This is a genomic window from Achromobacter sp. SLBN-14 (genome assembly GCF_006715415.1).
Taxonomy (GTDB): Bacteria; Pseudomonadota; Gammaproteobacteria; order Burkholderiales; family Burkholderiaceae_B; genus Achromobacter; species Achromobacter mucicolens.
Genome location: NZ_VFNE01000001.1, coordinates 5,810,194 through 5,826,981, shown reverse-complemented (window position 1 = coordinate 5,826,981; position 16,788 = coordinate 5,810,194). Strand labels below are relative to the sequence as shown.

Annotated in this window: 16 protein-coding genes; 7 read left to right on the top strand and 9 right to left on the bottom strand. The window is 66.6% G+C overall.

Annotated features, from left to right (window positions below; genetic code table 11):
• Nucleotides 1–741 (top strand): hemerythrin domain-containing protein, encoded by a 741-nt coding sequence (locus FBY20_RS26725; RefSeq protein WP_142055558.1) that lies wholly within the window; start codon nt 1–3, stop codon nt 739–741.
• Between the two features lie 44 nt (nt 742–785).
• Here FBY20_RS26725 and FBY20_RS26720 read toward each other — a convergent pair whose 3' ends face one another.
• Nucleotides 786–1,490 (bottom strand): hypothetical protein, encoded by a 705-nt coding sequence (locus FBY20_RS26720; protein WP_142055556.1) that lies wholly within the window; start codon nt 1,488–1,490, stop codon nt 786–788.
• A gap of 98 nt (nt 1,491–1,588) precedes the next feature.
• On the opposite strand from FBY20_RS26720, the gene FBY20_RS26715 reads away from it, so the two are divergent.
• Nucleotides 1,589–2,368, top strand: coding sequence for a hypothetical protein (locus FBY20_RS26715; protein ID WP_254595347.1), 780 nt, complete (start codon nt 1,589–1,591; stop codon nt 2,366–2,368).
• Between the two features lie 197 nt (nt 2,369–2,565).
• A complete protein-coding gene (locus FBY20_RS26710; protein WP_142055554.1) occupies nt 2,566–3,480 on the top strand; it encodes an MBL fold metallo-hydrolase in 915 nt (304 codons plus the stop codon).
• On the opposite strand, the gene FBY20_RS26705 is transcribed toward FBY20_RS26710, so the two are convergent.
• The 7 genes from FBY20_RS26705 to FBY20_RS26675 form a co-directional block, all read right to left on the bottom strand.
• The gene (locus FBY20_RS26705) at nt 3,464–4,864 is read right to left on the bottom strand and encodes a M20 family metallopeptidase (protein WP_142055552.1); all 1,401 of its coding nucleotides are present in this window, start codon (nt 4,862–4,864) and stop codon (nt 3,464–3,466) included. The two genes, FBY20_RS26710 and FBY20_RS26705, sit on opposite strands and share 17 nt — an antisense overlap.
• Complete coding sequence (locus tag FBY20_RS26700) at nt 4,861–5,841, bottom strand: ABC transporter ATP-binding protein (RefSeq protein ID WP_142055550.1); 981 nt, start codon at nt 5,839–5,841, stop codon at nt 4,861–4,863. Before FBY20_RS26700 ends, FBY20_RS26705 begins: the two co-directional genes overlap by 4 nt.
• Nucleotides 5,838–6,827 carry an ABC transporter ATP-binding protein gene (locus tag FBY20_RS26695; RefSeq protein ID WP_056317090.1) on the bottom strand — a complete coding sequence of 330 codons (990 nt, stop codon included), beginning with the start codon at nt 6,825–6,827 and terminating at the stop codon, nt 5,838–5,840. The genes FBY20_RS26700 and FBY20_RS26695 overlap by 4 nt, the downstream gene beginning before the upstream one ends.
• A 2-nt stretch (nt 6,828–6,829) precedes the next feature.
• Nucleotides 6,830–7,738 (bottom strand): ABC transporter permease, encoded by a 909-nt coding sequence (locus FBY20_RS26690; protein ID WP_081101081.1) that lies wholly within the window; start codon nt 7,736–7,738, stop codon nt 6,830–6,832.
• Nucleotide 7,739: 1 nt separating this feature from the next.
• Nucleotides 7,740–8,657, bottom strand: a complete 918-nt coding sequence (locus FBY20_RS26685; RefSeq protein WP_056317093.1) for an ABC transporter permease — start codon at nt 8,655–8,657, stop codon at nt 7,740–7,742.
• 64 nt (nt 8,658–8,721) lie between these two features.
• Complete coding sequence (locus FBY20_RS26680; protein WP_255452512.1) at nt 8,722–10,323, bottom strand: ABC transporter substrate-binding protein; 1,602 nt, start codon at nt 10,321–10,323, stop codon at nt 8,722–8,724.
• A gap of 23 nt (nt 10,324–10,346) precedes the next feature.
• Nucleotides 10,347–11,105 carry a GntR family transcriptional regulator gene (locus FBY20_RS26675; RefSeq protein ID WP_223575669.1) on the bottom strand — a complete coding sequence of 253 codons (759 nt, stop codon included), beginning with the start codon at nt 11,103–11,105 and terminating at the stop codon, nt 10,347–10,349.
• Between the two features lie 200 nt (nt 11,106–11,305).
• On the opposite strand from FBY20_RS26675, the gene FBY20_RS26670 reads away from it, so the two are divergent.
• The 3 genes from FBY20_RS26670 (at nt 11,306) to FBY20_RS26660 (ending at nt 14,735) form a co-directional block, all read left to right on the top strand.
• Nucleotides 11,306–12,502 (top strand): alanine--glyoxylate aminotransferase family protein, encoded by a 1,197-nt coding sequence (locus FBY20_RS26670; protein ID WP_056317096.1) that lies wholly within the window; start codon nt 11,306–11,308, stop codon nt 12,500–12,502.
• Between the two features lie 22 nt (nt 12,503–12,524).
• Nucleotides 12,525–13,577 carry a serine hydrolase gene (locus FBY20_RS26665; RefSeq protein ID WP_062841539.1) on the top strand — a complete coding sequence of 351 codons (1,053 nt, stop codon included), beginning with the start codon at nt 12,525–12,527 and terminating at the stop codon, nt 13,575–13,577.
• Between the two features lie 147 nt (nt 13,578–13,724).
• The gene (locus FBY20_RS26660; protein ID WP_142055547.1) at nt 13,725–14,735 is read left to right on the top strand and encodes an aldo/keto reductase; all 1,011 of its coding nucleotides are present in this window, start codon (nt 13,725–13,727) and stop codon (nt 14,733–14,735) included.
• Nucleotides 14,736–14,806: 71 nt separating this feature from the next.
• On the opposite strand, the gene FBY20_RS26655 is transcribed toward FBY20_RS26660, so the two are convergent.
• Nucleotides 14,807–15,376, bottom strand: a complete 570-nt coding sequence (locus tag FBY20_RS26655) for a TetR/AcrR family transcriptional regulator (RefSeq protein WP_142055545.1) — start codon at nt 15,374–15,376, stop codon at nt 14,807–14,809.
• A 210-nt stretch (nt 15,377–15,586) separates the two neighbouring features.
• Between FBY20_RS26655 and FBY20_RS26650 the strand changes: the two genes are divergently transcribed.
• Nucleotides 15,587–16,765 (top strand): efflux RND transporter periplasmic adaptor subunit, encoded by a 1,179-nt coding sequence (locus FBY20_RS26650; RefSeq protein ID WP_142055543.1) that lies wholly within the window; start codon nt 15,587–15,589, stop codon nt 16,763–16,765.
• Nucleotides 16,766–16,788 lie beyond the last annotated feature (23 nt).

The following is a 16,788-nucleotide window of genomic DNA, read 5'->3' as shown; positions in this document are numbered from 1 at the left end:
ATGAACTGCCTGATTGCTTCCCCGTCCTTTCCGCCGTCCGGCGCCGATGCGCCGCGCGTGGACATCTATGTTGGCATCCACAAGGCGCTGCGCGCCATGATGATGGATACGCTCTTGGCCGTCGGCCGGATCGACGTGCATGACCCCGCCGCCACGCGGGCGGTCTGTGAACGCGTGCTTGCGCTGGCGGACCTGTGCGCCAGCCATCTGGGTCACGAGAACGACTTCGTTCATCCCGCCATGGAAGCACGGCGTCCGGGTTCCAGCGCACGCGTCGCTGGCGAGCATGCCGAGCACCTGGCCGCGATCACGGCGTTGCGCGAGGCGGTGGCGTGCCTGGGCGCCGCGCAGCATGCCGCCGCTCGAACGGACGCCGCGCTGCGGCTGTACCGCGGGCTGGCGTTGTTCGTGGGGGAAAATTTCGTGCACATGCACGTGGAGGAGTCCCAGCATAATCAGGCGCTGTGGTCCTGCTACAGCGACGACGAACTGCGTGCGCTGGAGGGCGCCATCGTGGCCTCGCTGCCGCCGGCCGAGAATCTGTGCGTGCTGCGGTGGATGATTCCGGCCATGACGCCCGGCGAGCGGGCCGCGTTGCTGGGCGGCCTGCAGATGGCCGTTCCGGCGCCGGTCTTCGAGGCCGTGTTGCAGGCCATCCAGCCGCACCTGACGCCGCAGGAATGGGCCAGGCTGATGCGCGCGTTGGAACGGGATCAGATTCCCGTTCCGTTGGAAGCGTGAATTCGCGCCAGCCTGGCTTTGCGATTGGTCCGGGCCTTGGGGGCCTACCGTCCGGTCTGCACGCCTGCGGCCTGCAAGCGCTCGTTGACGGCCTGGTAGCCGGCGCTCGTCATGTCGGTCTTGCGGATCGCCTGGTCGCAGGCCTTGCGGTCGTCAGGGCAGCCGGACTTGTCCGGCATGTCGCCCGCGACGACGAAGTAGTCGACGACGAACTTTGCCACGTATTTCTTGACCGGCTTGCCTTGAAGGAATGCGGCAATGTCGGCGCGAAACGTGGCGACGGTCTTCTCGGCGATCGGCGCCCAGTCCTGGCATTGCGAGAACGTGGCAACGCCATCGGCCCACGCCAGCTTGGTGCAATTGAGCAGCAGGGCGTCGGCGGGCTTGGCGCCGGCCGGCAGCATGGCGCGGACGGTGGCCCCGCGCGTGCCGGCGAAGGTGACGACGCCGGCTTTCGCGGCGGCAGCGTCGATGGTTGTCTTGATCACGAAGGAATCGTCGATCACGGGCGGCACTTTGTCGTTCGGACCCTTGGCGTAGATGTCCGAGATCTTTTGGGCGTCCACACGCGAGTAATCCATCACCCGGCCCAGCAGGCGCCAATCGGCGGCAAGCAGCGCATCATGCTCTTCGCGGATGCCATATTCCAGAACGGCGCGCTCAATGTCGGTGGGCGTGTAGGCGGCGCTGGCCAGCGTAGGCAGCAGGGCGGCCGCAGCGGCGGCGAATGCAAGGGGAATCGTCTTCATGAAGATAGGGCGTAAAGGAATGGTCCGCGAGGGTAACCGAGATAGGCGCCGCCTGTCCCGGTTTGACCACGCCGCGTGCGGTATAAACGAGACCCACCATGTCAGAGCAAGGGAGTCTCGTGTCCAGCAAACTCGGAGCAGGCCGCCTCGTCGCGGCGACCGCCAGCGTCATCCGGCAACAGGGCCGCACGATGCTGGCCGCAGCCCCCTGGTCGTTGGCGGTGTTCGTGCTGACGCTGCCGTTCGCGCTGGTCGTATCTCCCTTGTATCGGCTTCAGGATTGGCTGATCCTTGCGCTGGCGCTCGTCTGCCTGATCGCCTTCGCGCGCACGACGTACGCGTGGCATCGGGTGATATTGCTGGGCGAGACCGCGCGCACGGCCGACGCGCGGGGCGGCAACCCGGAGGCCCGGCACTTCGTGTTGCTGGGTGCACTGGCGGTTGGCGGCATGGCGATCGCGCGCGCCACGGGCGATCTTCCGTATGTCCTCTACATGCTGATCGGCGGCGGCAACGATGAATTGTTCTACGGCATGCTGATGGCATTGCTGGCATTGGTGTGGCTGCCCGTGCTGTACGGATTGGCCGTGTACGGCCTGAGCCTGCCGCGCGCTGCGGTCACGGGCACGTATGGGTTTGGCGCGGTGCGTGGCGCGATGCGCTATCCGCGGTGGCCGTTGATGCTGGCATTCCTCACGTTACTGGTCCTGGGCGCGCACGCCAGCAACGACTTGCGTCCGATGCTGTACGACTACGTGGGCGTTCAGGCCCTGCAGGGTGTGCTGGCCGCGGTGGGGTGCGTTGGCGTGATCTTTGTGCTGACGGCGATGACCGCCGTGGCGTACCGGGACTCGGAGATTGGCGCCGAGTTGAATTGAGCAGGTTTGCGCGGCGGGCCAATGCGCCATCCGCATTGGTGCGCATCGCACAACATCGTGCTTCCCGCGCCGTGTCTACCGCGGCTGCGGTGGTGGTCCTACGATGCCTTCACTGTCGATCGACTCGTACCACCCCGCCTGGCGCGCGCCGCTTGCCCGCTGCGCCGCCGCCTGACTGCCATCCAGGAGATAACGCCATGTTTTCCGCAGACACTTTGGACCCCGTCACCCAGACCGCCATCGATCTGGTTCCTTCCCGCTATGCCGTGCAGATCGGCGACATCGATGCGCTGGTGGTCAGCGACGGGGTGCTGCCGCTGCCCACCTCGACGATGGCCACGAATGCCGATCCGGCCGATCTGGCCGACTGGCTCGACCACATGTACATGCCGCCGGACGCATTCGACTGGCCGCTGAACGTGATGGTGGCACGAAGCGGCGAGCAGACCATTCTGATCGACGCCGGGCTGGGCGGGCAGTTTCCGGGCTTTCCGCGCGCGGGGCAGTTTCCGCAACGCCTGCAATCGGCGGGCATTGCGCTCGAATCCGTGACGGACGTGATCGTCACGCACATGCACATGGACCACGTGGGCGGTCTGCTGGTCCCCGGCGTGAAGGAGCGCCTGCGCAAGGACGTGCGCATCCATGTCAACGCCACCGAAGTGGCGTTCTGGACATCACCGGACTTTACGCAGACGGTCATGCCCAAGCCGGTGCCCGCCGTGTTGCGCTCGACCGCGACCAGCTTCTATGAAACCTACCGCGACCAGATCCAGGTCTTCGAGGATCGCAAGGAAGTGGCCCCGGGCGTGATCGTGCGACTGACCGGCGGCCACACGCCCGGCCACTGTGTCGTCGATCTGATCTCGGACGGCGACCGCCTGACGTTTGCGGGCGACGCCGTGTTCCCGGTGGCGTTCGATCATCCCGAATGGCACAACGGCTTCGAGCACGATCCGGTGGAGTCGGCCCGGGTTCGCCTTGCCCTGTTCAACGAGCTGGCCCAGAACAAGGGGCTGCTCGTGGCGGCGCATCTGCCGTTCCCGTCGGTGGGCCGGGTGGCGAAGGAAGGCGATGCGTTCCGCTGGGTGCCGGTTATCTGGGATTTCTGATCTCGGGCGTGTCGCCCGCGCCCAGGTCCCAGTACAACCCCGTCATCAGGCTGAGCCCCTGCCGCAGCAGTTCGGGCGGCAGGTGTTCATTGGGCGCGTGCTGCGAGCAGCCGGGGTACGAGTGGGGCACCCAGATCGTCTTGAGGCCCAGCACGTCGGTGAAGATGTCGTTGGGCAGCGAGCCGCCCAGGTTGGGCAGCAGTGCGGTCTTCTGGCCGGAGGTGCGTTCCAGCGACGCAACCGCCCAGCGCACCCAGGCGTCATCCGGGTCGATGCGGGTCGCGCGGAACATGGTTTCGCGCGTCAGGGATATCTGCACCATCGGAAAGCCGTGGCTGTCCAGATGACGGCGCAGGGCCGGGATGAGGTCGTCCGGGTCCACACCCACCACGAAGCGCAGCTGGCAGCGCGCCCACGCGCGCGGCGGGATGGCGTTGACGGGCGTGTCCGGGTTGCCGGTCTTGTAGGCCAGCACCTCGAACGAACACCAGCCGAAGACGCGTTCGGCGGGTGACAGGCCGGGCTCGCCCCAGTCGGGTTCGATCTCAGGCCCGTCCGCGCCGCCATCGACTTCGCAGTCGGCCAGCGCGCGGCGCACGGCCGGCGGCAGTTCCTTGGGCACCCATTCCGGGATGCGGATCTGGCCGTTGGGCGTGGCGATGCTGGCGATCGCATGCGCCAGTTGCAGGCCGGGGTTGGAGATCAGTCCGCCCCAGTTGCCGGAATGATGGCCGCCGGCGCGCGCCTCGATGGTGAGGTCGAAGTTCAGGCTGCCGCGCGCACCGAGGAAGATGGTAGGGCGGTTGGCGCTCAGGCGCGGGCCGTCGGAGGCGATCAGCAGGTCGGCCGCCATGAGGTCGCGATGTTCGGTGCACAGTTCGCGCAGGCCCATCGAACCCGTTTCCTCGCCCATCTCGATCAGGTATTTGGCGTTGAAGCCCAGCTTGCCGCGCGTTTCCAGGACCAGCCGCAGCGCCTCCATGTTGATGCTGTGCTGACCCTTGTTGTCGGCGATGCCGCGGCCATACCAGCGGCCTTCGGCCTCGGTCAGCGCCCAGGGCGACAGGCCTTCCTTCCATTCCCGTTCCAATCCGCGGATCACGTCGCCGTGGCCGTAGCCCAGCACGGTGGGCAGGTCCGGGTCCTCGATGCGCTCGGCGTACAGGAAAGGGGCCTGCGCCTTCGGATGCGTGAGGGTGCGGCAGGTAAAGCCCAGCGCTTCGAACGCCGGCCGGATTTCCGCTTCCAGGTAGTCCGCCAGCACGGCGGCGCGCTCGGGGTTCTGGCTTTCCGTGGGCAGCGCCAGCCGGCGCGCCAGAAGCGTGCGGAAGGCGCCGGAATCAAAGCACTGCTCGGCCTGGGCGATGGCTTGTGCGCGGGTCATGGCTGGGAAGCTCCGGTGGACGTCGAGGAATGGGTCGGGTAGAGGTGGCAGGCAACGAGCGCCCCATCGCGCAGCGTCAGCGCGGGCCGTTCGGTCTTGCATTGCGGCATGGCGTGCTGGCAGCGCGGATGGAAGGGGCAGCCGGACGGTGGATGCAGGGGGTCGGGAAACGACAGGCCCAGGCCCATGTCGGGGATGCCCAGCCCCGGCTCGGGGGTGAGCACCGACGCCAGCAGCGCCTGCGTGTAGGGATGGCGCGGGTCGTGAAAGAGGCGGGCGGTGGGCGCGGATTCGACCACGCGGCCCAGGTACATCACGGCCACGTGGGTGGCGATGTGTTCGACCACGGCCAGATTGTGGCTGATGAAGACATAGGTCAGGTTGAAGTCGCGCCGCAGGTCCATCAGCAGGTTCATGATCTGCGCCTGCACCGACACGTCCAGCGCGGAGGTCGGCTCGTCGCAGATCACGATCTCGGGCTGCATCACCAGCGCGCGCGCGATGGCCACGCGCTGGCGCTGGCCGCCCGACAGCTGCCCGGGCGTGTTGTGGGCCAGCCGCGGCGGCAGGCCCACGCGTTCCAGCATGTCGATGGCCTTGTGCATCTTCGGGTTGGGGATGCCGTGCACCTCCAGCGGCAGCGACACGATGGAAGCGATGGAGCGGCGCGGGTTCAAGGACGAATACGGGTCCTGGAAGATGGGTTGCACGCGGCGGGCGAGGGCGCGCCGGTCCATCTTGCGGATGTCTTGGCCTTCAAGGCGGATGCTGCCCTCGGTGGGCGGCGTCAGACCCAGCAGCATGCGCGCCAGCGTGGACTTGCCGCAGCCCGACTCGCCAACGATGCCCAGCACCGCGCCCCGGTCGACGGCCAGGTCCACGCCATTGACCGCGTGCAGCGTGGCCCGCGGGCGGAACATGCCGGCGCGCACCGTGAATTGGCGGCTGACGGCATCGGCTTGCAGCAGCGCGCTCATGCGGGGACTCCTTCGGCGCTGAGAATGCAGCGCCATTGCTGGCCAGCGGCCTGGCCATGGATGGGAACGGCCTGCCGGCACTGCGGTTGCGCATAACGGCAGCGATCGGCGAAGGCGCAGCCGCGCAGCTCGCCCACCAGCGACGGCACGACGCCCGGGATGGTGCCCAGCGCCTCGCCCGGGGCCGTGCGGCCGGGCACGGGGATACAGCCAAGCAGCCCTTGCGTGTAGGGATGGTGCGGGGTGGCGAAAATGTCGGCCACGGGGCCTTCTTCCACGATCTGGCCGGCGTACATCACCGCCACTTGGCGGGCGATGCGCGCCACCACGCCCAGGTCGTGCGTGATCAGCACCATGGCAATGCCCAGTTCGGCCTGCAGGTCCGCCAGCAGCCGCAGGATCTGCGCTTGAATCGTGACGTCCAGCGCGGTGCTGGGTTCGTCGGCAATCAGCAGCTCGGGACCACACATGAGCGCCATCGCGATCATCACCCGCTGGCGCAGCCCGCCGGACAACTGGTGCGGATACTGGCCCAGACGCTGGCCGGCCGACGCGATGCCGACCTTCTCCAGCAGTTCCACGGCGCGGTCGCGCGCCTGCTGGCTGCTCGCCTTGCAATGGTGGATGTAGTGTTCGGTGAGCTGTTCGCCGATGGCGTAGGCGGGGTTGAGCGCCGTCATGGGCTCTTGAAAGATCATCGCCATCTTGCTGCCGCGCAGGGCATTGACGCGCCGGCCGCGCGCCTTGGACAGGTCCTCGCCCAGCACGGCCAGCCGGCGCGTGCTGCGCCGGGCGGCCTTGGGCAACAGGCCCATGATGGCCAGCGAGGTCATCGACTTGCCGCAGCCCGATTCCCCGACCAGGCACAGCGTTTCACCGCGCCGGACCTGAAAGGACACGTCGCGCACCGCGTGCAGCGGGCCGCGTGGCGTGGCGATGTCGACGGTCAGGCCCTGCACGTCCAGGACGATATCGGTGCCATTCATGCTCAGGCCCTCTCTTCAGGCGTCAGGAGTTGATGCAATCCGTCGCCGGCCAGGTTGATCGCGAAGATCAGCAGCGCCAGCGCCGATCCGGGAATGGCGATCAGCCAGAACGAGAAGAACATGTAGGCCTTGGCTTCGGAGATCATCAATCCCCAGGACGGCAGCGGCGGTTGTACGCCCAGGCCCAGGAACGACAGCGAGGCTTCCAGCAGGATGGCGCTGGCCGCTTCCAGCGTGGCGATCACGATCAGTTGCGGCACGACGTTGGGCAGGACCTCGCCCCAGACGATGCGCCAGGTGCTGGCGCCGGCTGCCTGCGCCGCGGCCACGTATTCCAGCGAACGAACCTGCTGCGTGGCGCTGCGCATCACCACCGCGTAGCGGTCCCACTTGAGCAAACCCAGCACCAGGATCACCACCCACAGCGAGCCGCCGACGATGGCCACGGTGGCCAGCGCCACCAGGATCACCGGCATGGAGAGCCGCGTGGTGATGAGAAACGACACGGCCATGTCGACCTTGCCGCCGAAGTAGCCGGCCGCCATGCCCATCGCCGTGCCGATGAGGCCGGAGATGAGCGCGACGCTAATGCCGATCAGGAGCGAAATGCGCGCCCCGTAGAAAAGGCGCGACATGTAATCGCGTCCCAGCTGGTCGGTGCCCAATGGGTGTAGCCAGGTGCCTTTCTCGTACCAGACGGGCGGCGCGGTACGGTAGGCCAGATCCTGGAAATAGGGATCGTGCGGCGAGATCCACGGGGCCAGCAGCGCGATCAGCACGATGACGAGCAGAATGCCGCCGCCGGCCAAAAGCGCCTTGTTGCGCCGCAGGCGGCGCCAGCGCAGCGTGGCCGCGGACAGTTCCAGCGGGGGCGCCGCGGACGTGGCGGGGGTGATCGTAGGCGTATTCATGTCAGGACACCCGGATGCGCGGATCGAGCCACGCGTTGGCCACGTCGGCGGCAAGCGTCAGCAGCACGTACAGCACCGACAGCAGCAGCACGATCAGCTGCATGACCGGATAGTCCTTGTACGTGATGCTCTGGTAGGCCAGGTAACCCAGCCCGTCCAGCGCAAAGATGGTTTCGATGACCACCGAGCCGCCCAGCAGGTAGCCTAGCTGCACGGCGGCCAGCGCCACCACCGGCACGATCGCGTTGCGCAGCGCGTGCTTGAAGATCACCTTGCCGGCCGGCAGCCCCTTGGCGCGCGCGGTGCGGATGTAATCGGCGCCCAGCACCTCGATCATGCCAGCGCGGATCAGCCGCATGAACGCAGGCGCCACGTAATACCCCAGCGCGATCGCGGGCATGACGAAGTGCTGCCACGTGCCGCTGCCCGACACCGGCAGGATGCGCAGGGATATCGAGAACAGCATGATCAGGATCAGCGCGAAGAAGAAGTTCGGCAGCGCCTGTCCCAGCACGGCAATCGCCAGACAGACGCGGTCGATCAGGCTGCCCTTGTACAGGGCGGCCAGCACGCCCAGCGGAATCGAGATGAACAGCGCGAAGGCCAGCGCGGCCATGCCCAGCTTGAGCGTCGTCGCCAGCTTGGACAGGATGAGTGGCCCGGCCTCGGTCTTGAAGTACACCGAGGTGCCGAAGTCGCCTTGCAGGATGTGCCAGAGCCAGTCGGCGTACTGGACGATGATCGGGCGGTCCAGCCCGTAGGTTTTGCGGATCATGTCGATGTCGGCCTGGCGCGCGCCTTCGCCGGCCAGCGCCAGCGCCGGGTCGCCCGACAGGTGCAGCAGCAGGAACGCCAGAATGGACACGGTCAGCGCCACCAGCGCCGCCAGGCCCAGGCGCCTCAGCGTGAAATAAAGCATAGGACTTCCTCTCTGTTCAGCAGCGCCGGGCGGGCCGCGGGGCCGGCCCGGCGCGGGGCGCGCCTTACTTCCAGCTCATGTCCCAGAAGCGCACCAGCTCATCCGAGTAGGGCTTGAAGTTCACGTCCTTGGTGGCGACGTAGTAGGCGGGCAGTGTCCAGAGCGGCACCGCGTAGGCCTTTTCCGCGATGATGTCCAGCGCCTCCTTGTAGGCCGCTTTGCGCGCATCGCTGTCGATGGTGGTATCGCCCTTTTTCAGGAGGTCGCGCACCTTCGGGTCGCGCGTGATGTCGTCGCTGCCGAAGGCGAAGTACACCGGCGTGGATGCCGACACGTCGTTCACCAGGTTCGAGCCCCAGGTCTGGTGCGTGAGCGAGGCCTTGTTGGCGCGGATCATGTCGCGCATCGCGGCGTACTGCAGGAAATTCAGCTTGGCGCGGATGCCGACGGCCTGCAGGTAGTTGATGATGGCTTCGGTCTGGTTGCGTTCGCGGTACGCAACGATGTCGATGTCAAAGCCGTTGGGATAGCCCGCCTCGGCCAGCAGCTTCTTGGCCTGCGCAGGGTCGTACTTGTAGGTCGGCGCGCCTTCCTGCGTGCAGCCCACCTGCGACGGGGTGCAGATGGTGTTGATGAGCCCGCCGCCTTCGCCCACGATGTTCTTGAGCATCGACTCGCGGTCGATTGCGTGGATGATGGCGCGGCGCACGCGCTCGTCCTTCAGTTGCGGCGCGGGGGTGCCTTCCAGGATGTTCATCTGCATGAACACGATGCGCATGGTGTTGCCGGTCACCATCTGCAGGTTCGGCATGCCGCCCAGCTGCTCGGCCTGGTCCTTGGGCACGCTCATGATCAGGTCTTCGCCGCCGGAGATCACCTCGGCCATCTGCGTCTGGCGGTCGGGGATGAAGCGGATGACCACCTTGCCGATCTTGGGCTGCGCCTTGGGCGAATCCTTGAAATAGTCGGCATTGCGTTCCAGCGTGATGGACTTGCCGGGCTGATAGTCCACGACCTTGTACGGACCGGAGCCCACGGGCTTGGCGTTCATGCCCTTGGGGCCGACTTCCTGGTAGTACTTGGCGGGGTGGATGGCGGCCGTGGTGGACAGGTATTCCTTGGCGCCGGGGAAGGGCTCCTTGGTGGTCAGGCGCACCTTGTACTTGTCGATCTTCTCGACCTTGTCGATCCAGGACACGTTCTGCTGCGTGACCGCCTTGTTCTTCGGGTCGGCCACGAAGTTCAGCGTGTAGACCACCGAGTCGGCGTCGAACTCCTCGCCGTTGTGGAATTTGACGCCCTCGCGCAGCTCGAATTCCATGGTCTTGTCATCGATCTGCTTCCAGCTCTTGGCGAGCTGGCCCTTGTACTCGTTGGTGACCGGGTCGCGGTAGAGCAGGGTGTCCCACACGTTGGCCGCGATGATGACGCCGATGCGCACGTTGTTGAAGTACGGGTCGACACTTTCCGGGGCCTGGTCGTAGGCCATGCGCAAGGTGTCGTCCTTCTTGCCGGCAAGCGCGGGCTGGGATGCCAGTGCGGCGCAGGCCACCAGCGCGGCGGCCAGTGCCTTCAATGGCGTGACGCGGCGCAAGGACAGCGCGGACGCGGCGGGGGTGAAGCGAGAAAGCGTGATGCAGCAAGGTGTGAAGCGACTATCAGCCATGGTGAAGGCTCCTCTTGATGACACTACATGTGTTGCGTATCTATCGTCTCGCTCCGGCTCTTGAGCGCCGCCTCGCATTTGCGCTGCAGGTGCTGCCGCATGATGGCTGCCAGCCGGTCCGCGTCGCGCGCGGCAAGGGCCTCCGCCATTTCTATGTGTTCACGCATCGCCAGATCCCATTTCTGCCGGTTCTCGTTCGAGACGAAGCGCAGGTTCTGGATCCGCGCGTTCTGCGCGTCGTAAAGCTGCTTGAGCAGGCTGTTGTGCGCGGCCAGGCTGATGCGTTCGTGGATCTCGCGGTTGACGCGAAAGTACGTCGGCAGGTCATGCCGCGCATGGCTGGCCATCATTTCGTAGGTCAGCGCGCGGATTTCCGCGATCTCGACGTCGGTCGCGCGCTCGCAGGCAAACCGGCACGACATCGCTTCCAGCCCGCCGATCACTTCGAAGGCTTCGCGGATGTTCGCTTCGGACAGCGCCACCACCTGCGCGCCGCGGTTCGGTTCGATCTGCACCAGGCCTTCGGCGGCCAGCAGGCGGAACGCCTCGCGCAGCGGGGTGCGCGACACGCCCAGCAGGTCGCACAGCGCGCGTTCGTTCAAGCGGGTGCCGGGCGGGAATTCGCCCTGGATGATGCGTTCGCGCAGCGATCCGGCCGCCGATCCCGCCAGCGTGCGCCCGTCGCCGGCGGCGCGAACGGCCGCTGGGACTGGGGCGGGCGCAAGATCGGGCGAGGCCACGGCCCCGGCGTGATCCGGCAAGAAGCTAGGATCGCTGCTCATTGGTATACAAAAATTCCCCTTGTTTTCGCAGACTATAAACCTGTCTTTGCTGCGGTTTTGATGGGTGTATACCCTAGGTTATCGACGTAAAAACAATGGGATAGAGTGGCGCAAGCCGCAAGTCCGCCAGGCTGGCGCGTGTCGCATCAGGATGCGCGCAGGCCGTACTGGTATACAAACCGTCCATATTGGGGCCCCGCATGCTCACGCTGAACTCCCACCCGTCCGGCCGGCATTTCCTGCAGATTCCCGGACCGACCAACGTCCCCGACCGCGTCCTGCGCGCCATCGACCAGGCCACCATCGATCATCGGGGACCGGAATTCGGCGAGCTTGGCAAAGCGGTGCTGGCGGGCATCAAGCAGGTCTTCCGGACCGAATCGCCTGTCGTGATCTTTCCGGCTTCGGGCACCGGGGCCTGGGAAGCGGCGCTGGTCAACACGCTATCGCCGGGCGACCGCGTGCTGATGGTCGAGACCGGCCACTTTGCCAGCCTGTGGCGCAAGCTTGCCGGGCGGCTGGGGCTGGATGTTGATTGCATCGAAGGCGACTGGCGTCGCCCCGTCGATGCCGGCGTCATCGGCGCGCGCCTGGCCGACGATGCCCAGCACCGCATCAAGGCGGTGTGCGTGGTGCACAACGAGACCTCAACCGGCGTCACCAGCGACATCGCCGCGGTGCGCGCCGCCATCGACCAGGCCGGGCACCCGGCGCTGCTGATGGTCGACACGATTTCCTCGCTGGGCTCCATCGACTACCGCCACGACGAATGGGGCGTGGACGTCACGGTGGCCGGATCGCAGAAGGGACTGATGCTGCCGCCGGGCCTGTCGTTCAACGCGGTGGGGCCGCGCGCGCTGGCCGCGGCCGAGACCGCGCGCCTGCCGCGCTCCTATTGGGATTGGCGCGAAATGCTGGGGCCCAACGCAAAGGGTTATTTCCCGTACACCCCGTCGACCAACCTGCTGTATGGCCTTCATGAAGCGCTGGCCATGCTGGCGGCCGAAGGCCTGCCGCAGGTGTTTGCGCGCCACGAGCGCCACGCCCGCGCCACCCGGCTGGCGGTGGCCGGGTGGGGGTTGGAGCTGCTGAGCCTGGACGCGGCCGCGCACAGCCCGGCGTTGACCGCGGTGCTGATGCCCGACGGCCACAGCGCCGACGCGCTGCGCAAGGTCATTCTGGATCGCTTCGATATGTCGCTGGGGCAGGGCCTGGGCAAGCTTTCCGACCGCATCTTCCGCATCGGCCATCTGGGCCACTTCAACGACCTGACGCTATGCGGCACGCTGGCTGGCGTGGAGATGGGGCTGGCCGCGGCCGGCGTCCCGCACCGCTCGGGCGGATTGCAAGCCGCCATGGAATATCTGACCCGCGCGCCCGAACGCGTGGCGGGATGAACACACAACAACGAGGGAACCGATGAATACGCTCATGCAGCAGGCGATCCAGTTCGCCAACGATCACGAATCGACCTGGGATCGCAGCGTCAAAGGCAATTTTGGCGTGCACCTGAACGACCCGCCGCCGTGGAACCGTCTGCTGGGTCCCATCCACGATCGCGGGCCGGTGTCCGGCGTGGTGGTGGTGGACGGCAAGACCGTAGCCTCGTGGGGCGAGCCGGACCGGGCCGACCTGACGTTCAGCGTCGCCAAGCTTTACCTGGCCATTTTGGCGGGCGTCGCGCATGACCGCGGCCTGCTGCCGGATGTGGACGAGCCCGTGGGCAAGCGCGTGCCGGGCATCGGCTTTGACGAAGGCCGCAACGCGTCCATCACGTGGCGCCACCTGTTGCAGCAGACCAGCGAATGGGAAGGCGAACGCTTCGGCGTGTCGGATCAGGCGGACCGCTACCGCGCCGTCACCTTTGGCGTGCCGCCGGATGGCAAGAAGGGCGATGCGCGTCCGTTGCAGGAACCCGGCACGTATTGGGAATACAACGACGTGCGCATCAATCAGCTGTCTTATGCGCTGCTGCATCTGTTCCGCAAACCGCTGCCGGAGGTGTTCCGCGAGGCCGTCACGCGGCCCATCGGCTGCAGCGAGAACTGGCAGTGGGTCGGCTACGACAACGCCTGGGTCGAGATCGACGGCCAGCGCATGCCGTCGGTGCCCGGCGGTTCGCACTGGGGCGGCGGCATGTCCATCAGCGCCAACGACCAGGCGCTGATTGGCCAGATGCTGTTGAACGACGGCCAGGCGAACGGCCGCCAGATCCTGTCGCGCGAATGGCTGCAGGCCATGCGCACCCCCTGCGACATCGCGCCGTACTACGGCTATTTGATCTGGCTGAACCACGAAGGCAAGGTCTTTCCCAGCGTGCCGTCCTCCAGCTTCTTCGGGGTAGGGGCGGGCAGCTCGTTCACGTGGGTGGAGCCAGAGCGCAAGATGGTCGTGATCGTGCGCTGGCTGAATTCGGCCCATGCCGACGCGCTGTTCGGGAAGATCCTGGCGGCGGTGGACGCGGGCGACTGACACCTGCGCAACGAGGCCGGTGCCTGACACCCTCATCCCAGCCGGGGTTTTGCGGCATGTCAGGTTTTTTCGGGCAAGATATCGCGTTCGGCCGCGCGTTGCCGCGTGGCCACGCCGCATCTTTTCATCCGATCAAGGAACCACGCCATGAACTACCGCCGACTGGGAACCAGCAATCTCCGGGTATCGCCGCTCTGCCTGGGCACCATGATGTTCGGAGAGCAGACGCCCGATGACGAGGCCGCGCGCATCGTTGCGTCGGCGCGCGATCATGGGGTCAATTTCATCGACACCGCGGACGTCTACAACGAGGGCCGGTCGGAAGAAGTGGTGGGCAAGCTGCTCAAGGGGCAACGCCACGACTGGGTGCTGGCCAGCAAGATCGGCAATCCGGTCGGCAAGGGACCGAACCTGGCGCATTACTCGCGCCAGTGGCTGATCCGCGGGGTGGAGCAGAGCCTCTCGCGCATGGATACGGATTTCATGGACATCCTGTACCTGCACCGCGACTACCACGAAGAAAATCTGGAAGAGGCGCTGTGGGCGCTGGGCGACCTGATCCGCGCGGGCAAGCTGCGCAGCTTCGGCCTGTCGAATTTCCGCGGATGGCGCATTGCCGAGGTGATGCGCCTGTGCGAAAAGCTGGGTGTGCCGCAACCGGTGGTGTGTCAGCCGTACTACAACATGCTGAACCGCGGCCCAGAGGTCGAGATCCTGCCGGCGTGCAAGCATTACGGCCTGGGCGTCGTGCCGTACAGCCCGATCGCGCGCGGCGTGCTGACGGGCAAGTACCTGCCGGGCCAGGCGCCGGCGCCGGATACCCGTGCCGGACGGGGCGACCGCCGCATCCTGGCCACGGAATTCCGCGAAGAATCCCTGCAGATCGCGCAGAAGCTTGTGCAGCACAGCGCCGCGCGCGGGGTTCAGCCGGGCCACTTCGCGACCGCGTGGGTGCTGGCCAATCCTGTCATCACCGCCGTCATCGCCGGTCCGCGCACGCTGGCGCAAATGGACGATTACTACGCGGCGCTGGACGTGACGATCTCGCCTGAAGACGAAACGGTCGTGAACGAGTGGGTGGTGCCCGGTCACGCCTCCGCGCATGGCTACAACGATCCGAACTATCCGTTTTACGGCCGCCCGGTGACGGCGGCCTGAGCGGGCGCGGAAGTCGGGCTTGTGCCCGTTGCACCCGTGCGCGCACGGGTGCAACGATCCGGACGCCCCGTTCAGCGGCCAGCGGCCGGCTCGGCCGAGATGCCGTGCAGCATCATCTGCTCGGCCACCTGCGCGATGCCCATGCGGGCAATCCGGCCGCGGCGCTCGGCATCCACCATGCTGGTGATGATCGCGATCAATAGTTCGCTCAGCGCGGCGGCGGTCATGTCCACGCGGAATGCGCCTTCGCGTTGTCCGCGCAGAAAAAATGCGTCCAGCGTTTCCTGGTAGCCCGACCAGCTGTTCATGATGTCGGGCTCAAGCTCGGTGTCGGGCTTCCAGTTGTAGATCAGGAACGCCGTCAGCTCCTTGTGTGCCAGGTGCTGTTCGATCAGGTTGCGCAGCGCCGCGCGGGGCGGGGCGGTGTCCAGGTGCGAGTCCGCCAGCGCCTGCTTCATGACCTGCGCGCAATGCGTCATCAGGCGCAGCACCAGCTGGTCTCGCGTCTTACAGAACCGGTACAAGGTCGCCTTGCTGACGCCCACCGCCTTGGCCAGTTCCTGCAGCGTGGCGCGCGGCTGGTCCACCATCGCAAGCGCCAATGCGACAAGCAGCCGCTCGTGGCCTGCCTCTTCAGACATTGCCTCCTCCCCATTTTGGATATCCCTGGGCCGGTATTGGATCATGGCCGATTCACTTTGTACAAACTTTGGCGAATTTTTCAAGTAAGGACTTGTTGGTCCGCAAAATCAAGTCGAAAAGAGACAAATGAATCAATATTGATTCAAAACGGTCTTTAAGGTAGCATCGGCGTCTCTTTGGATTCAAGACGCGCGGCGCGGGGGTAATGAATGAAGTGGAATAAAGCATGGCAGTTGCCCCTGGCGGTGTTGTCGACGGCAACCCTCTTGGCCGGTTGCGGCGGCTCTGACGGCGGTGAGCCCCAGGCGGCAGGGCCGCGTCCCGTGCAGGCGCTGGCCGTGCAGCCGCAGCGCTACACGTTGACAAGCGAACTGCCCGGGCGCGTCGAGCCCATGCGCGTGGCCGAAGTCCGCGCCCGCGTGGCCGGCATCGTGCTCAGCCGCGATTTCGTCGAAGGCGCCGACGTCAAGGCGGGCGACGTGCTGTTCCGCATCGACCCCGCGCCGTTCAAGGCCGCCTTGTCGCGCGCACAGGGCGAGCTGGCCAAGGCCCAGGCCGCCGTGGCCGATGCCCAGGCCGTCGTCAAGCGCTACACGCCGCTGGTCAAGATCGAAGCCGTCAGCCAGCAGGATTTCGACACGGCCAACACCACGCTCAAGAGCGCGCTGGCCGCCCGCCGGTCGGCCCAGGCCGACGTCGAGACCGCGCAGCTGAACCTGGACTACGCCACGGTCAAAGCGCCCATCTCGGGCCGCATCGGGCGTGCGCAGGTGACCGAAGGCGCGCTCGTGGGCCAGAACGAAGCCACCGTGATGGCGACGATCCAGCAGCTGGATCCGGTCTATGTGGACTTCAACCAGCCGGTCGCCGACATGCTGCGCATGCGCGCGGCCATGCAGGATGGCAGCCTGGGCGAAGGCGAGGGCGCGCGCATCTCCATCACGATCGATGGCACCGACAAGCAGCGCGAAGGGCGCCTCTTGTTCTCGGACATCGCCGTGGACCGCAGCACCGGCCAGGTGGCCCTGCGTGGTGAATTCGCCAATCCGGACGTGCTGCTGTTGCCCGGCATGTACGTGCGGGTGCGCACGCATCAGGGCGTGGATCCGGATGCGATCCTGGTCCCGCAGCGCGCCGTCACCCGCAGCACCGATGGCAAGCCGCAGGTGCTGGTGGTGGGGGCCGATGACGTTGTCGAAACCCGCGCCGTGCAGACCGGCACCATGCGCGGCGGCGATTGGCACATCACCGAGGGCCTTGCGCCCGGCGACCGGGTGATCGTGGGCGGCGTCAGCGCCGCCGTGCCCGGCCAGAAAGTCAGCGTGACGCCCGTGAACGAGCCGAAGGTGGCCGCCGCCGGCGATGCCGCGGCTGCCGCCAAGCAATAAGCGGCCCCCATGCATCGCGCGCA

Coding starts and splice junctions, on each gene's coding strand:
- FBY20_RS26725 (WP_142055558.1), top strand. CDS start 1: ATGAACTGCCTGATTGCTTCCCCGTCCTTTCCGCCGTCCGGCGCCGAT.
- FBY20_RS26720 (WP_142055556.1), bottom strand. CDS start 1,490: ATGAAGACGATTCCCCTTGCATTCGCCGCCGCTGCGGCCGCCCTGCTG.
- FBY20_RS26715 (WP_254595347.1), top strand. CDS start 1,589: ATGTCAGAGCAAGGGAGTCTCGTGTCCAGCAAACTCGGAGCAGGCCGC.
- FBY20_RS26710 (WP_142055554.1), top strand. CDS start 2,566: ATGTTTTCCGCAGACACTTTGGACCCCGTCACCCAGACCGCCATCGAT.
- FBY20_RS26705 (WP_142055552.1), bottom strand. CDS start 4,864: ATGACCCGCGCACAAGCCATCGCCCAGGCCGAGCAGTGCTTTGATTCC.
- FBY20_RS26700 (WP_142055550.1), bottom strand. CDS start 5,841: ATGAGCGCGCTGCTGCAAGCCGATGCCGTCAGCCGCCAATTCACGGTG.
- FBY20_RS26695 (WP_056317090.1), bottom strand. CDS start 6,827: ATGAATGGCACCGATATCGTCCTGGACGTGCAGGGCCTGACCGTCGAC.
- FBY20_RS26690 (WP_081101081.1), bottom strand. CDS start 7,738: ATGAATACGCCTACGATCACCCCCGCCACGTCCGCGGCGCCCCCGCTG.
- FBY20_RS26685 (WP_056317093.1), bottom strand. CDS start 8,657: ATGCTTTATTTCACGCTGAGGCGCCTGGGCCTGGCGGCGCTGGTGGCG.
- FBY20_RS26680 (WP_255452512.1), bottom strand. CDS start 10,323: ATGGCTGATAGTCGCTTCACACCTTGCTGCATCACGCTTTCTCGCTTC.
- FBY20_RS26675 (WP_223575669.1), bottom strand. CDS start 11,105: ATGAGCAGCGATCCTAGCTTCTTGCCGGATCACGCCGGGGCCGTGGCC.
- FBY20_RS26670 (WP_056317096.1), top strand. CDS start 11,306: ATGCTCACGCTGAACTCCCACCCGTCCGGCCGGCATTTCCTGCAGATT.
- FBY20_RS26665 (WP_062841539.1), top strand. CDS start 12,525: ATGAATACGCTCATGCAGCAGGCGATCCAGTTCGCCAACGATCACGAA.
- FBY20_RS26660 (WP_142055547.1), top strand. CDS start 13,725: ATGAACTACCGCCGACTGGGAACCAGCAATCTCCGGGTATCGCCGCTC.
- FBY20_RS26655 (WP_142055545.1), bottom strand. CDS start 15,376: ATGTCTGAAGAGGCAGGCCACGAGCGGCTGCTTGTCGCATTGGCGCTT.
- FBY20_RS26650 (WP_142055543.1), top strand. CDS start 15,587: ATGAAGTGGAATAAAGCATGGCAGTTGCCCCTGGCGGTGTTGTCGACG.